We start from the raw sequence: 16,929 nt of genomic DNA, 5'->3' as shown, positions 1-16,929 counted from the left end.
ATCAAAATTAAGTAGTGCTCCCCTTAGCTGTGGGCAGCAATGTCATCTTTATCGGTTACAAACATTACCGAAACTGCAGCAATAATCATCGCGGCTCCACCAAGTATTAAGGAGTAGATAGCCTGACCACTGAAAACAGTTCCAACAAAGAAGCCAAGGATACTAGCCGCAAGTATTTGGGGAATTACAATAAAGAAGTTGAAGATGCCCATATAGGTTCCCATCTTATTTGACGGTAGTGAGCCAGCAAGAATTGCGTAGGGCATAGACAGGATGCTCGCCCAAGCCAGACCAACGCCCAACATTGAAACAAGTAGCATTGTTGGGTTGGTTACAAAGTAGATAGATACAAGCCCTATACCGCCAGCAACCAACGAAATGGAGTGGGTTAACTTACGGCTAGTGTACTTGGCAATAATCACCAGTAGAAAAGCCATAATGGCAGCAAATCCATTGTAAGTTGCAAAGCAAATACCTACCCAGTTTGCACCAGTATTATACTCCCTCAGAATTACGATGAACCGATTGAACAGCGACTCATCTATCTGATAAACGTTTTCGTATCGTATCTCATCACTCGACTCGGCTTTAGCCCCTTCTCTGAGGAAAAGGTTTACCATTCGGAGAGGGACAGCAACTTCAGTTTTGCCTTTGGCAAAATGTTGTTCAATTTTTTCGAGTTCCTCTTCGAAAACAGTAAATCTAAAGTCAGATGATGCGGCAGTTTCGGTAAGCCTCTCCTGCTCAATCTTAAGCTGATTAAACTCCCCTTGGCTTATCTTCATATCATAGATATGGCTGGTAACACCTGCAGTGGTGTAAATCCACATGGCAAAAAGAGCAAACCAGCTGAAAAACTGAACCACGGCCAGCTGGCCCATTGTTTTGGGCATATTAAACAGGTCGTTTATAACCACCACAAGGCCACCTTTGTTCTTGCCCGACTTTTTTAGTAATGCTACTATTAGCTGAATTACACCAAATACAACTATGCCAACGGTAACAATATACAATTTGGGGTCGAGGTTAAAATACCAAACACCAAACGAAAGTAGAAGACCAACGATAAGCCAAATAAAGCTATGCTTAAAGAATATATTCGAGGGTAACTCCTCATGCTTCAATATGGAGTCCGTCCCTGTTTTTTCACGAACCTCAGCCTGTTCTGCCTCTTCGAAAGATTTAAGCTCCTCGGGAGAGTACTCTTTGGTTTTAAAAACAGTCCAAATTACAGCACCAAAGAAGGCTATAGCCCCTAGGTAGAATGACCATTTAACCGATGGAGGCACTTGCCCCTCGGGGGCGGTGTTAGCCACACCAACCCACTCGGTTAAAATGTAAGGTAGTGCCGATGCAATTACAGCACCTGTTCCAATAAAGAAACTTTGCATAGCGAAGCCCTTAGTGCGCTGCTCGCTGGGGAGCATATCGCCCACAAAAGCTCTAAAAGGTTCCATCGATACATTTATTGATGCATCTAGAATCCAGAGCATTCCAGCAGCACCCCATAGAACGGGTGAGTTAGGCATAAATATTAAAGCAGCCGATGCTAAAATGGCTCCTATTAAAAAGAAGGGTCTCCTCCTACCAAGCCGGCCCCATGTGTTATCACTCATATGGCCAATGATGGGCTGAATAATTAGTCCTGTGACTGGAGCAGCAATCCAAAGAATTGGAATGGCATCGATATTAGCGCCAAGAGTCTCGAAAATTCGGCTAACATTGGCGTTTTGCAGAGCATATCCAAACTGGATACCTAGGAATCCAAAACTCATATTCCATATCTGCCAAAATGATAAACGAGGTCGCTTTGTCATCACGATATAATATTATAGTTATATGCACAGAAATATCTTTTCCAGGAATTGGAAAGATTTTGGAAGGGGTAAAATGTAGCCAGTCAAATATAGGACGAAAATTGTTTCCCTGCAAATATTTCGAAGCGTTGAAACTTCTAACCGCTAGCCAATTATCGACCAAAACGCTATTTCAATCGTTTACGATGGGGCGATAATTTTTAATATTTTTTTGTGATAAAACAAAAAAAAGGCGATTCATCACAATGAATCACCCCACACAATAGTATAAACTAGGCCTTAAAATTCTTGAGAAAACTCTCTGTAGAAAATGTTACTATATATACAATGGTATAATCACCTTTTCTTGGTTGTATTTCTAATAATAAGTTTCGTTGGCAGCACTTCTGTCTTTGGCTCAAGAGTTTTCTCGCTGTTAATCCGGTTGATTAGCATTTGCATGGCCTTTTCGCCCATAGTAAATCCAGGTTGACAAACTGTGGTTAGCGTCGGCTCTATCATTTCGGCCATGTAATCATTTCCAAACCCAATAACCGAAACATCTTCGGGCACTTTAATCCCATTTTTCACTAGGGTTTTAACCACACCTGCAGCCGTAAAATCATTGACAGTAAAAATGGCATCAAACTTAACGCCTTCGTCAATTATTCTTTGGGTTTGCACCAAGGCACTCTCAAAATTATCGCAATTAATTACAAGCGACTCATCAATTACCACCCCATTTTTCCTGTGGGCTTCAAGGTATCCCTTAAGCCTATTCTTTCCAATTAATCGGCTTTGGGGCCCAGCAAAATGCATTATTCTTCTACGGCCCTCCACTATTAAATATTGGGTAGCCTCAAAAGCCCCTTCGTAATCGTTTATCAGCACCCTGTCGGCGTTAAACTCCTCAATCATCCTATCGAAAAACACTACGGGTATGCCCTCCTCATCGAGCCTTCGTAGATGCTCATATTCGGTGGTGTGCTTCGACACTGAAATCAGCAGTCCATCGATTATACTATGACGAAAAGTTTCGCATACCTCAACCTCCTTCTCAAAATCCTCACTCGACTGGCTAACCATTACGCTAAAACCATGCTCGTTTGCCACCTTATTAATTCCACTAATTACCGATGAGAAAAAGAAGTGTACAATCTCAGGAATTACCACACCAATCACATTGCTCCGCCTATTTCTAAGGCTAAGTGCTATCGGATTTGGTCGATAGTTCATCTCTGCGGCGAGCTTATTAACCTGATCCTTGGTGGCCTGACTGATATCTGGGTGATCCTTAAGCGCTCTAGAAACTGTGGATGGACTAATACCCAGCAGCCTAGCAATATCTTTGATGGTTACATTCGGTGATTTCATATCGTAAAATTAGTTATGGTCATTTTGATATTTTAACCCAACCAAATATAGCCATAAAGCCACAATGAACAAAGTTTTTGTGTCAATTGTTGTTCAATAAACACAAAAATCAACCTAAACATTCGTTTAAATTTCAAACGTTTGCACACTCGTTTGCGTTAACGATTGCAGTGATTTTAAGGTTTTTAAAGTTGTATCTATAGGTACTCAATGTTAATTTTTTGTTAATTGTGAAAGATTTTGGAATTTTTAAGAGTAGCCAAACCTTTAATTAATTATCAAATCAAACTAATTTGAATATGAAACAGAAGAGTACTGTTTTTAAATGTGTTACGCTTTTATTGCTGCTTGCATTCTCCCAACATACGGCTTGGGCGCAAACACAAAACGTAACGGGTAAAGTTACTGATGCCTTAGATGGTTCAGGTCTTATTGGTGTAACCGTGGTAGTAAAGGGCACAAGCTTAGGGACTACTACCGACGCACTTGGTAACTACACAATAAATGTAGAGCCTACCGCTACACTAGTATTCTCGTATATTGGATACGAAACAGTTGAAATGGCGGTAAATGGCAGGACAACCATTAATATGTCCATGGTTCAAGCAATTGAAACCCTTGATGAAGTAGTGGTTATTGGTTATGGTGTAATAAGGAAGAGCGACGCTACAGGGTCGGTTAATGTTATTGGAGCAGATGACTTCAACAAGGGAGCCATAAGTTCCCCTCAAGGGTTAATCACAGGTAAGATCCCTGGTGTGCTTATCACTTCAAAGAGTGGAGAACCAGGTGCTAGTTCAACCATTAGAATAAGGGGGGGCTCATCACTACGAGCATCCAACGACCCCCTTGTCGTTATTGATGGGTTCCCTGTAGATAATAGTGGTGTGGCAGGTTTAGCTAACCAACTATCGACGATCAATCCCAATGATATCGAGTCTATGACAATACTAAAAGATGCCTCTGCAACTGCAATATACGGTTCTCGTGCATCGAATGGTGTTATCATAATCACCACAAAAAAAGGGATTAAGGATGGCCTAAATGTAAGTTACTCTGGCAATGTTTCCCTTGGTCAAATGATGAAATACCATGATTTATTTAATGGGGACGAGTTTAGGGAACTAGTTCAGGACAGGGTTGATAACCATGGGCTTTCAACAGTTGCAGTAGATCGACTTGGAGATTCTAATACAGATTGGCAGAACCAGATCTACAGAAATTCAGTATCCACGGACCATAGTGTAAGTCTATATGGAGGCTATGCAGGGGTTCCTTATCGTGCCTCTGTTGGTCACACCATTGAAAATGGTCTACTGCAAGAATCTGGATTAAACAGAACCACCATTTCTCTTAATACTACTCCTACTTTCTTTGATAATAGCCTTAAGGTTACAGTTAATATGAAGGGGATGGACATTAGGAACAATTTCTCAAACACTGACGCTATCTACTCAGCCTTTGAATTCGATCCAACCCAGCCTATTTACAATGATAACACCCGCTACGGTGGCTACTTCACATGGATTGAACTCGGCGAAACCGATCAACTTAATGGCGATGCTATCAATATTGCCACGCACAACCCTTTGGCAAGGATTTCTTATCGGGATAATAAGTCTATGGTTCAGTCTGCCATTGGTAACATACAACTTGACTACACAATGCCATTCCTCCCCGAGCTAAGGGTAAATTTGAATACTGGCTTGGAATTCTCTGAAAGCGAGGGGCATAATAACACTGACCTAAGAGCCTCATGGGCAACTAGGGAGCCTGCATCAAATGTTCAGAACTACTCTGATCTTCGCAGAAACAAACTGTTAGACTTATACCTAAACTACAACAATGAAATCGGCATACATCGGATTGATGCAACCGTTGGTTACGGTTGGCAACACTTCTATCGTTCAGGGGAAAGATCCAATCGTCCTTGGGAAGCAACCAATGGTGAGTACATTGGCGCAAGAAGTACATCTTACAAAAACGAGAACTTCCTCGTTTCATTCTTTGGTAGATTAAATTACTCGTTGCTCGATCGTTATCTGGTTACAGCAACTTTGCGTAACGATGGTTCATCTAGATTTAGTAAGGAGAATCGCTGGGGTTTATTCCCCGCAGCAGCCCTTGCCTGGAAAATCAATGAAGAAGCTTTCCTTTCATCAATTTCAGAGATAAGTGAATTGAAGTTAAGGTTAGGTTATGGTATCACGGGACAACAGGATATCCCTGGAGGGTACTACCCTTACATTCCTGTTTATCGTGAGAGCGAGTTGGGATTCCACTATCAGTTTGGTGATGAATATATTTCAACTCTAAGACCAAACCCCTATGACCCTGATCTTAAGTGGGAGGAAACTACAACCTATAATATCGGTCTTGATTTTGGATTATTCAACAATCGTTTCACTGGTTCATTTGATGTGTACCATAGGGAGACTAAGGATCTTATCGCTGAAGTTCCCATTGCTGCTGGAACAAACTTCTCTAATTTCCTCACAACTAATGTTGGTTCACTTGAGAACCAAGGTATTGAATTGTCACTCAACTATCGAGTTGTATCAAACGTTGATTTGAGTTGGGTAATCGGAACAAACTTCTCTGCAAATAAAAACACTATCACTTCGCTTTCCCGTTTTGACGATCCTTCAGCAGGATATGCATTGGGTGATATAGCTGGCGGTGTTGGAAATAGGGTGATGTGGAATACGGTGAATCAAGCATCAAACACATTTTTACTTTTCGAGCAAGTATACGACACCAATGGAATGCCTATTGAAGGTCTTTACATTGACAAGACAGGCCTTGGAGGCAATGTTTCTGGGAACAATGACAACAAGTTCTTTTTGGGTACACCAACACCTGATTTCTTAATTGGTATCTCCTCTGATCTCAGGTACAAGGAGTTTGACTTCTCATTTGCGGGACGCTTGAGTATTGGAAATGATGTATATAACAATAATGCTTCAAATCGAGCTCTATATCAAAACATTTATAACCAATCTGGGTATCTTTCCAATATACCAACTGCCGTGACCCGCTCTCAATTCACTACTGCACAGTACTGGTCCAGTTTTTACCTTGAGGATGCATCATTCTTTAGAATGGACAACATAACACTCGGTTACACATTTAACAATCTTATGGCAGAGAAACTAAATGGTAGAATTGCTGTAACGGTTCAGAATGCATTTGTAATTACTAAATACACTGGTCTAGATCCTGAAGTAGACGGGGGTATTGACAACAACATATACCCAAGACCTCGTGTCTTTATGTTGAGTTTGAATTTTAACTTTTAATTGCTAAAACTTTTTTAGTATGAAAAAAATAAAGTATTTATTAATCCTTGCAATTGCTGTAACCACCACATTCACAGCTTGCATGAAAGATTTGGATGTAGAGCCAATAGATCCAAACGAGGCAACTTCGACCAATGTTTTCAAAGATGAATACTCCTACAAGCAGGCATTGGCTCGTATATACGCAACCTATGCTGTTAGTGGTCAATCCGACGGAACCCCTGATATCATTGGTATAGATATGAACTTTGGTAACTATCTTCGTCAGTACTGGGGACTACAACAACTCCCTACTGATGAAACTATTATGGCTTGGGATGATGCTACTATTAAGGATTTCCATTGGCATACTTGGTCGCCCAATGATGTGTTTATAGCAGCTATGTATTCAAGAATCTACTATGCTATATCATTAGCCAACGAATTTATTAGAGCTACTGATGATGCCCAAGATAAAGCCTCAGAACAATTCCTTACAGATCTAGGCCTATATCAAGCTGAAGCTCGTTTCCTTCGGGCTTTGTCCTACTGGCATGCAATTGATATGTTTGGAAATGTGACCTTTGTTACTGATGATGATAAACCCGGCGCATTCTTCCCTGAACGCATAACACGATCTGATCTTTTTAACTACATTGAAGAAGAACTTATGGAGATTGAAGATCTACTTGCACAACCTCAAGCAAATGAATATGCAAGAGTTGATAGAGTTGCAGCATGGATGCTACTGAGCAAACTCTATTTAAATGCAGAAGTTTATATAGGAGTACCTAAATACACTGAGGCGCTAACCTACCTAAATAAGGTGTTAACAGAGGGCGGTTACAGCATTGATCCCAACTACAAGAGAATGTTTTGTTCAGACAACAATAATAGTCCAGAAATCATTTTCCCTATTGCTTTTGATGCCACTCACATACAAGGTTATGGTGGAATGACATTTATTCTTAACGCTGCTAGGGGAAGCGATATGCCATCCAATGGAGTGGGTGCTTGGGGCGGAATTAGAACCATAAGCAATCTTGTTGAAACATTTGGAATACAAGAAAGCGACTTCACCCCAGCAGACCCTGCATTCACTGCCAGAGCAGATAAACGAGCGCATTTCTGGTTTAACCCAGATAAAAGTTGGAAATGGGAAATTGAAAATGTAGGAACTTTCAACCATGGGATTGGGGTAACAAAATTCACAAACTTAACCTCAACTGGTGACGATGCTCCTAACCAACAAGGTGATTTTGCTAGCACAGACTTTCCTATGTTTCGTCTTGCCGATGCATATCTAATGTATGCTGAAGCTGTGCTAAGGGGAGGACAAGGTGGCAGTAGAGCGATTGCTCTTAATTATATTAATGAACTTCGCGACAGGGCATTTGAGAATACTACCAACAGGATAGTAGATGCTGAGTTAACTCTTGACTTCATTCTTGATGAAAGGACTCGTGAGTTATACTGGGAAGCACATCGCAGAACCGACCTAATTCGCTTCGGAAAGTTAACAGGTGGCGATTACATCTGGACTTGGAAAGGAAACGTTAAGGAAGGAAGAGCTACCGAGACCTACAGAAACTTGTTCCCAATTCCGTCGGCAGAACTTAGCGCCAATCCTAATCTAATTCAAAACGACCAATACACCAACTAATTGAACGAACATGAAAAAGTATAAGTTTATAATATTAGCACTTGTAGGTCTCTTCATGCTTTCGGCATGTGAGCACGACCTGAAAAATATTCTCGACCTCGAGGAATCAACACCACCAGCTATAACAAGTCCAGCCGCTAACACCCAATTTGAACTGCTGGCTGCTAATGCTAGTGATAACATTGTCTTTGAGATTAGTCTAGCTCAATTCTCAACTACTGTTGCAACTGAATATAAACTAGAGGTGTCTGGCGAGTCAACTTTCACTGAGGCTAGTACAATCGATGCCTCTTTCAACAAGCAAGACGGGATATTTTCGACAACTGTTGTCAACCTTAATAGAGCTTTACTTGCTCTTGGATTCGAACCTCTTGAAGAAGCTGACGCATTCATAAAAGTTGTTGCACTAGTTAATTCCACTAGTTTAACCTTGGCATCGGAAAGCCTAACGATCAAAGTCATACCATACAAGATTGCTGCAGATGGCACAACCGATGACGGAACACGGATATATATGATTGGCGCTGCGGTTCCTGCTGGTTGGAATCCTGACGAAGCAGTTGAGATGGTAAATATTGCTCCCGACACTTACCGTACAACAACAACCTTCACAAATGAGCGTTTCCGTTTCTTTGGTCAAAAAGATTGGAATCCTATATCATACAATTTCCCCTACTTCACTTCAGTGCCTGAAGAGTACTTTGAGAATGCTCGTCAACCGGATCGTGAGGATGGAGATGATAATCTTTGGTTTAAAGGAGAACTTGGAAGTTATATTATCACAGTTGACCTTGGTGCAAAAACTATCACAATGACTCCTGCTTCTGATGACGGCACAGTTGATGATGGAACTCGCATATATATTGTAGGTGCTGCTGTACCCGCAGTGGGATGGGATGCTGCTAATGCACAAGAGTTGGTTAATATCGCACCTTATGTATATAGGGCTACTGTTGAACTTGAAAACGATCGATTCAGATTCCTTAAACAACAAGATTGGGGTGATGGTTACAACTTCCCATATTTCACCGGTTATGTTAACAGTATGCTAGAGAATGCCCTTCAACCTGACCGTGAGGATGGAGACGAGAACCTCTGGTTCAAGGGAACTCCTGGCACCTATGTGATAACAGTGGATGTTGAGAAAAAAACCGTTGAACTCGACCTACCATACTCCGATGATGGAACCCATATTTATTTGGTTGGAGCTGCAGTTACTGAAGTAGGATGGGATGCAGCCAATGCTCTAGCTATGATAAATATTGCTCCAAACAGATATAGAGTAACTACAGAATTTGAGGTAGATCGCTTCCGCTTCCTTAAGCAGCAAGATTGGGGTGATGGTTACAACTTCCCATTCTTCACCTCGGTACCTGAACAGTATTTGGAGAATGCTTTTCAACCCGACCGTGAGGACGGCGATGAAAATCTTTGGTTCAAAGGACCAGCAGGTACGTACACCATAACAATTGACGTTGAGGAGAAGTGGATTACGATGTATTAACCCTTCGCTTCTAATTTATAATCTTAAAAGGTTGCCTTGTCAAGCGCAGGGCAACCTTTTCACTAAAATAAAAAGGATGAGAAAAATAATACTCCTTGCAAGTCTTGTCTATCTAGCCTCATGTACTAGCTCTACTGATAATATAGCCCATAGCTTGCCTCCAGAATGGGCTCAAGATGTTGTTTGGTATCAAATTTTTGTTGAGAGATTTAGAAATGGAGACCCTTCTAACGACCCAACCCCAGAAACTATATTTGCCGAATCGGATTTTTTTGATATTCCCTCAAATTGGCATATTACGCCCTGGGAGCAAAACTGGTATAAGGAAGATGATTGGGCAAAAGATCTTGGAATGGATTTCTATGCTCGTCTTCAGCTCAGAAGATACGGAGGGGATCTCCAAGGCATATTTGACAATCTAGACTACCTCTCAGATCTTGGCATTACAGCTATATATTTTAATCCTCTCAACGATGCCCCTTCGCTACATAAATACGACGCAAGAAACTACCACCACATTGATGTGAATTTTGGTCCAGACCCAGAAGGAGATATGAAAATTATACGATCTGAGGATCCAAACAACCCCAACACATGGAAATGGACAGCTGCCGACCGGATGTTTCTTAAGCTGGTTGAGGAACTGCGAAATAGAGGCATTAGGGTTGTTCTCGATTACTCATGGAATCACACTGGGGTTGAATTCTGGGCATGGAAAGATCTTGTAAATAACCAAACCAACTCAAAAAATATGGATTGGTACGAGATTATATCTTTCAACAATCCCGAAACACAGAATAACGAATTTGATTATAAGGGATGGCTCAATATAAAAAGTCTACCTGAGTTTAAGAAAATTGATGTTGTGGGGAATATGAGGCATGGTAGTTACTTTGAAGGAAATCTTCATCCAGAAATTAAAGACCATATATTTGAGGTAACAAAACGCTGGTTAGCTCCCAATGGTGATGCTTCAAAGGGTATTGATGGTTTCCGCTTAGATGTAGCAGATCATATCCCTCTGGGCTTTTGGAGAGAATACCGACAACTTGTAAAGCATATTAAACCTGAAGCGTACCTTGTTGGGGAGATATGGTGGGAGAATTGGCCTAACACATTAATGGATCCTACTCCATACCTTAAGGGCGATGTGTTTGATGCCGTGATGTTCTACCAAGCCTATAGACCAGCAAAATATTTCTTTTCCAAATCCGATTTTGAGATTGACGCCCAACAACTTGTTGATAGCCTCAATTTTCAATGGGGAAGGGTTGGTAGAGAGTTCCGAAATGCGATGATGAACACAGCTACAACACATGATTCTCCTCGCTTACTAACATGCTTTGCCAACCCAAGTAAATATAAATACGGTGTGAAATTGAACGATAATCCACACTACATAGCAGGAAAACCCGATAGTGACACTTACCAAAGAGTAATGCTATACCTACTTCACCAATTCACTATTCCTGGGGCACCACATATTTGGAACGGTGAGGAAATGGGAATGTGGGGAGCCGATGACCCCGATTGTCGAAAGCCACTCTGGTGGTCAGATTTTTCATTTGAACCAGAAACAAGGTATGGTGTTACACCCCACGACAAGGCAGTTGATGAGGTAAAATTTAATAACGAGATGTTTGGCTACTACAAGAAGTTAATCGAAATCAGAAAAAACAATCAAGTTTTATCTAACGGAGATATTGAATTCATAATAGCCAATGGCAAAACACTTGCTTATAAAAGATTTAATGAAACAGATACCCTATACGTGCTTTTCAATCTAGAAACATATCCTGTTGATTTTCCAATTGACAAGAACTCGGGATTCCTTAATCTTATTACAGGAGAAACTGTAAAAGGTAGTGCTATTACCCTTGACCCCTTAACTGCGATGCTTCTTATACCAACGAGTATCATACAATAAATTAATGCGTATGAAAAGACACATTACATCTCTACTATTTACCTCACTAACGTTGCTAGGTTTCAGTCAAATAACTTCAGAACCTGCCCTTCCAACGTCTTCGGATGCTGTGATTATTACTTTCCATGCCGATCAAGGAAACGGTGGGCTAAAGGACTATTCAGGTGACGATGTTTACGCTCATACCGGCGTTATCACCAATAAAAGCACTGATCTATCAGACTGGAGATATGTCATTGCCGCATGGAACGTCAACTTGGAAAAGGCAAAGTTAACCAAAACTAGCGAAAACATTTACACTCTTAGCTTAAGCCCCAACATAAGGGAATTCTATGGTGTTCCTGAAAATGAAACTATTGAAAAACTCGCTTTTGTTTTTAGAAATACAGATGGTACTAAAACGGGCAGGGCTACTGGGGGTTCCGATATCTATTTAGATGTTGTGGAAGAGGGTTTATCGGTAAAGATAAAATCCCCCGATAAGGAAAAACCTTTCTATGCATTTGGGAGCAATGTTACTGTTGATGTTCAGGCAAATAACTCAACAAGTATTTCACTCTTTATTGATGGTAACGAGGTATCCACCTCATCTACCAACCAAATTGAATATACCCACACCATTAGCAACCACGGGTTGCAATGGGTAAAGGCTGTAGCCACCGACGGAACTGAAGAAGTAGCCGATTCAAGCTACTTCTATGTACTTGGTGGCGATGTGCCCGTAGCCAGCCTACCGGAGGGAGTTATACCTGGCATTAACATAACCGGAAACGATGAGGTAACCCTTGTGCTACACGATCCCCCGGCCAAAAAGGAGTTTGTTTTCGCCATTGGCGATTTTAGCGATTGGCTACTCGACGAAACTTACTTAATGAACCGCACCCCCGACGGTAAGCACCACTGGTTAACTATAACAGGCTTAGAGCCTGCAAAGGAGTATATCTATCAGTACTGGATAGATGGGGAGATTAAGCTAGCTGATCCTTACACCGAGAAGGTGAGCGATCATTGGGACAAGTATATTAGCAACAAAACCTATCCCAACCTAATTAGCTATCCCGAGGGAAAAACCACGGGAATTGCTTCGGTTCTTCAAATTGCACCCGAAGAGTACCAGTGGGAAGTAACCGATTTTGTTGCTCCACCCAAGGGTGAACTGATTATTTACGAGCTACATATCCGCGATTTTGTTGATGACGATTACATCATAACTGTTCTCGACAAGCTCGATTACCTCGAAACCCTTGGCGTAAACGCCATTGAGCTAATGCCCATCAACGAGTTTGAAGGTAACGACAGCTGGGGATACAACCCAAGCTTTTACTTTGCCACCGACAAGGCCTACGGCACTAAAAACAACTACAAAAAGTTTATCGACGAGTGCCATAAGCGCGGCATGGCGGTTATTATTGATATGGTGCTTAACCACTCCTTTAGCCAGTCGCCATTGGTTCAAATGTATTTCGATGGCGTAAAGCCAACTGCCGATAACCCATGGTATAACCAAACTTGTCCACATGAGCCCTGGTGCTGGGGATACGATTTTGATCACCAGAGCCCCTACACCATCGATTTTGTGAATAGGGTAAACGAATTCTGGCTAACCGAATTTAAGGTAGATGGATTCCGATTCGATTTTACCAAAGGATTTACCAATGACCAAACAGGCAACCAAGGCTCCGACTACGACGAGCAACGCATTGGCATACTGAAAAGCTATGCCGACTACATCTGGGAAGTAAATCCAAACGCATACGTAATCCTTGAGCATTTTACTGACAACACTGAGGAACGTGAGCTAGCTGAGTATAAAGCCTCTGAGGGCAAAGGAATGCTTATTTGGGGCAATATGAACCACGCCTACTCTGAGGCCAGTATGGGTTGGTTATCAACATCCAACTTCAATCAAGTATCATACAAGCAAAGGGGCTACAACTATCCACATCTGGTGGGCTATATGGAGAGCCACGATGAGGAGAGGATGATGTACAAAAATCTTACCTATGGTAATAGCAGCAATCAGTACCATGATGTTAAAACATTGGGGGTAGGAATTACACGACAAAAGCTAGCTGGGGTTTTCTTTTTCACTATCCCCGGGCCAAAAATGATATGGCAGTTCGGTGAGCTAGGCTATGAGGTTCCCATTGATCAGAACGGCAGAACCGGAAGAAAGCCCATTCGATGGGAATATTTTGAAGATGGAGGAAGACGAAGTTTATACAGCACTTGGGCCGAACTTATTGCCCTGCGTAAGGATTACCCAGCATTTACAACCGATAACTTCTCGGTTTCGTTAGCAGGCGCCGGCAAAAGAATTACGCTTATGCATGAGGATATGAATGTGGTTATAGTGGGTAACTTTGATGTTACGCGAAGGGATATTTCGGTATCGTTTCCCAATACAGGCCAGTGGCACGAGTACTATACCCAAACCGAAGTTGATATAACCAATATAAGCCAAACATTCAGTATGGCGCCCAGCGAGTATCGGATTTACACTACATCACCTATAAACAGAGGAGACTACATTGTGGATGCTCCCATTATTGAGAATATAGGTAAACCCATGGACATAAACCTATGGCCAAATCCAGCCAGTAGCCAGCTGAATGTGTCCATTTACTCTGAGAAGCCAGAAAAGGTTGATATAAAACTCTACGACATAAGTGGCAGGCTACTATCCACAATTCACCAAGGAAACATTTTGCAAGGTGAAAACACGCTGGTATGGAATAGGCCAAACGGTATCCGAAGTGGAATTTACTTTGTTGTTGTAAATACATCGAGTAATAGGGTAGCAAAACGAGTGCTTATTCAATAATCAAAAAGATAAAATACCCTCTATAAAAGCAGTCATATACTTCGACTGCTTTTTTTATGGTTCTACCACGACTTTAATGGAAGATTCTTAACGTAGTTATAATATTATCGGTGCGCTGCACCTTACTCCGTTGGATTTGTTTAACTTTTTTACAAGTATTTACGCCCTGACTGCCATCAGGCAGGTGCTCTGCAGCTAATGTTTAAATGGTTCAAAAATGTATAGGTGCGTAGTACCGATGATATTTGTAAAAAGAAACTCTTGTAATGAAAAAAGCAGGTGCAGCGCACCGATAATATTGAACTGCTAAGGTTTTGCTTTATATTGAAACACACAATATTTTAATGTATATGAGCGACCCATTAAAGTCGTGGTAGAACCTTTTTTATTGAAGAAAAGTTTACCTTAGCTCAACAAGCAATAATTGCAATGCAACGTCTTTACGCCATCATATTAACCATACTAATATTGAGTTTCCGAGGTTGGGCAATTATTCCTGAGCCCACAGAACCATTCAACAATCAGGCCTTATCATTCGACTTTTACTGGGGTTATCTACAGTATCATCACCCCGAAATGGCCGCTCTTAAGCAATCACCTGCACAAGCAATAAGAGTATCATTAATACAGAACACCAGTGGGGACAAACTATGGCAAAGCGTATATCGCTTTCCAGCGGTTGGCGTTTCGTATATGTTAATGGACTTAGGCCATAGCAATACACTGGGAAATTCGCATGTATTATCGCCATTCATTGCCGTTCCTGTAGTAAGGCAAACCAAACGATTCTCATCCGATTTCTATGCTGGAGCAGGCATTGGGTTTATGCCTAAAATATACCATCCCCTACACAACAGCCTCAACACGGCCATATCTACCCATATTAATGTTTATGTGGATTTGGGCCTAAGGGTAAACTATCAGGCAAGTCCAAATCTAGGGTTCTATGGAGGGGGTCATTTGGTTCACTTCTCCAATGGTAGTGTTAAAAAGCCTAACTATGGATTAAACTACATGCTTATGTCGGTTGGAGTACGGTATGGCGGTATTATTAGCAAAATGGAACATAATGGGCTACCTCAACAAGATGACATTAAAAATAGGTTATTACTAACATTTTCTGGTTTTTACAAAGAAGCTCTGGATTATGGTGGCCCAAAGTACAATGTTGCTTCAGGTTCAATTGAATATAGCTACCCATTATGGTCTTCGCTTTTTAGAGTCGGTGCTTCACTTGATTATATGTGCGACCAATCGCACGGAGCCATTCTAGAAAGAAATAATGTTGCATACAAATCGGACTGGGAGCTAGCCAAGCTAGGCGTGGCAGCAAATGCCGAAATCATTCTCGACCGGCTATCGCTTATCCTACATTTTGGAGGATACTACCATAACCTCAGCAGAGATATCAGAAACCAGTGGGTTTACCAACGGGTTGGGTTACGCTACCAACTAACTCCTAGGCTGTGGGCACATCTAGCGCTGAAAACACACTGGAACCTTGCCGATTACATTGAGCTGGGATTGGCAGTAAAAGTATTTCCCTAACGAAAAAGGGGAACTTGCCTCGGCAAATCCCCCTTAAAAAATCGATAAATTTTAATACTACAACTGCTTTACGGTTGTTTTTGAGGTAATAGCCATAGGAATATCGAGCTTTTGGCCCATCATATCACCGGCAATACTGCCGTTGATATTTTGATCCATTACCGATTCGCTAATCATTCCGGTTTTGGGATTAAGCGTTATTGTACCCGATGTGGTTCCAAATAGGTTATAAGTAACTTCCATTCCCATCATGTTGCTTTTATTGCCAGGAACGGTAGACATGGTAGCCGAAAGGGTTAGCTTAACCTCATTGTTGCTAAGCGAGAGAACTGTGTAGTTGTTGATAGTATTAAGCGTGAACTGATTCTCTATTGATTTATTCTCGGTCCAGCTGCTGCTAGTTCTAATTGCTTTTTCGGGAAAAGCAACAAAAGCGCCAGCAAACATCTGCTTAATAGCCTCGTCATTTATGGCAGCACCAATGGTTTGCTCGGCCTGAGCACCACCACCCACCTCGTTAATCATTTGACTCCGCATTTCGTCAACGCCATTAACCTCTAACACCTCGCCCATGGGCGATACTAATGCCATAACACTTTTACCCACCATGGCTTTAAAAACGAGGAACTGAGGATTTGCCGCAGCACTGCCCGAGTCATCGTCAGAATCGAAGGACATCTCCATTCCCTGCATCTTCATATCAACAGCAATGCGGTTGAAGGTAATGGCTGCTTTAAAATTACCGTTAGCCTCCTTACCCTTGGGGCTTACGGTAAACTCAAAGGTCTGATCCTGATTAATCACCTGCTGCATACCGCTTACGGTTTGGGTTATCACTTGCTTTGTTACAGAGCTGTACTTAACATCAGCCCCTTTGTCAAAATTCAGCCTTAGGGTGATATCCGATGCAAAAAGTCCAAGAGGCATAGTAAATGCCACTAGCAGGGCAAGTACCTGCACTGATTTGAAATACTTCTTCATTTTTTAGGGTTTAGATTAGTGGAATATTAAGAAA

The 16,929-nt window shown here is 41.6% G+C and carries 9 protein-coding genes; 6 read left to right on the top strand and 3 right to left on the bottom strand.

Annotated elements, in window-relative coordinates; genetic code table 11:
• Positions 1–23 precede the first annotated feature (23 nt).
• Entirely contained in the window at positions 24–1,817 is a 1,794-nt protein-coding gene (locus G8O23_RS17390; RefSeq protein WP_235942243.1) for an MFS transporter, read from the bottom strand.
• 336 nt (positions 1,818–2,153) lie between these two features.
• A complete protein-coding gene (locus G8O23_RS04025) occupies positions 2,154–3,170 on the bottom strand; it encodes a LacI family DNA-binding transcriptional regulator (RefSeq protein ID WP_166362012.1) in 1,017 nt (338 codons plus the stop codon).
• A gap of 299 nt (positions 3,171–3,469) precedes the next feature.
• Here G8O23_RS04025 and G8O23_RS04020 point away from each other — a divergent pair, with 299 nt between their 5' ends.
• The 6 genes from G8O23_RS04020 to G8O23_RS03995 all read left to right on the top strand — a co-directional run bounded on the left by G8O23_RS04020 (position 3,470) and on the right by G8O23_RS03995 (position 15,914).
• The gene (locus G8O23_RS04020; RefSeq protein ID WP_166362010.1) at positions 3,470–6,469 is read left to right on the top strand and encodes a SusC/RagA family TonB-linked outer membrane protein; all 3,000 of its coding nucleotides are present in this window, start codon (positions 3,470–3,472) and stop codon (positions 6,467–6,469) included.
• A 19-nt stretch (positions 6,470–6,488) separates the two neighbouring features.
• Complete coding sequence (locus tag G8O23_RS04015) at positions 6,489–8,111, top strand: RagB/SusD family nutrient uptake outer membrane protein (RefSeq protein WP_166362008.1); 1,623 nt, start codon at positions 6,489–6,491, stop codon at positions 8,109–8,111.
• A 55-nt stretch (positions 8,112–8,166) separates the two neighbouring features.
• A complete protein-coding gene (locus G8O23_RS04010; RefSeq protein ID WP_166362006.1) occupies positions 8,167–9,615 on the top strand; it encodes a SusE domain-containing protein in 1,449 nt (482 codons plus the stop codon).
• A 76-nt stretch (positions 9,616–9,691) separates the two neighbouring features.
• A complete protein-coding gene (locus G8O23_RS04005) occupies positions 9,692–11,542 on the top strand; it encodes a glycoside hydrolase family 13 protein (RefSeq protein ID WP_166362004.1) in 1,851 nt (616 codons plus the stop codon).
• Positions 11,543–11,552: 10 nt separating this feature from the next.
• Complete coding sequence (locus tag G8O23_RS04000) at positions 11,553–14,366, top strand: alpha-amylase family glycosyl hydrolase (protein ID WP_166362002.1); 2,814 nt, start codon at positions 11,553–11,555, stop codon at positions 14,364–14,366.
• A gap of 429 nt (positions 14,367–14,795) precedes the next feature.
• Positions 14,796–15,914, top strand: a complete 1,119-nt coding sequence (locus G8O23_RS03995; RefSeq protein ID WP_166362000.1) for an acyloxyacyl hydrolase — start codon at positions 14,796–14,798, stop codon at positions 15,912–15,914.
• 57 nt (positions 15,915–15,971) lie between these two features.
• Here the strand turns inward: G8O23_RS03995 and G8O23_RS03990 are convergent, their stop codons facing one another.
• Positions 15,972–16,895: a DUF6263 family protein gene (locus tag G8O23_RS03990; protein WP_166361998.1), complete on the bottom strand. Its 924-nt coding sequence runs from the start codon at positions 16,893–16,895 to the stop codon at positions 15,972–15,974.
• Between the last annotated feature and the right edge of the window lie 34 nt (positions 16,896–16,929).

This window comes from Perlabentimonas gracilis (assembly GCF_011174675.1).
In the GTDB taxonomy this organism is placed as follows: domain Bacteria; phylum Bacteroidota; class Bacteroidia; order Bacteroidales; family Tenuifilaceae; genus Perlabentimonas; species Perlabentimonas gracilis.
Note: the sequence above shows the minus strand (reverse complement) of the source record. Positions and strands in the feature narration are given on the sequence as shown.

Coding starts and splice junctions, on each gene's coding strand:
- G8O23_RS04005 (WP_166362004.1), top strand. CDS start 9,692: ATGAGAAAAATAATACTCCTTGCAAGTCTTGTCTATCTAGCCTCATGT.
- G8O23_RS17390 (WP_235942243.1), bottom strand. CDS start 1,817: ATGACAAAGCGACCTCGTTTATCATTTTGGCAGATATGGAATATGAGT.
- G8O23_RS04015 (WP_166362008.1), top strand. CDS start 6,489: ATGAAAAAAATAAAGTATTTATTAATCCTTGCAATTGCTGTAACCACC.
- G8O23_RS03995 (WP_166362000.1), top strand. CDS start 14,796: ATGCAACGTCTTTACGCCATCATATTAACCATACTAATATTGAGTTTC.
- G8O23_RS04000 (WP_166362002.1), top strand. CDS start 11,553: ATGAAAAGACACATTACATCTCTACTATTTACCTCACTAACGTTGCTA.
- G8O23_RS04020 (WP_166362010.1), top strand. CDS start 3,470: ATGAAACAGAAGAGTACTGTTTTTAAATGTGTTACGCTTTTATTGCTG.
- G8O23_RS04025 (WP_166362012.1), bottom strand. CDS start 3,170: ATGAAATCACCGAATGTAACCATCAAAGATATTGCTAGGCTGCTGGGT.
- G8O23_RS04010 (WP_166362006.1), top strand. CDS start 8,167: ATGCTTTCGGCATGTGAGCACGACCTGAAAAATATTCTCGACCTCGAG.
- G8O23_RS03990 (WP_166361998.1), bottom strand. CDS start 16,895: ATGAAGAAGTATTTCAAATCAGTGCAGGTACTTGCCCTGCTAGTGGCA.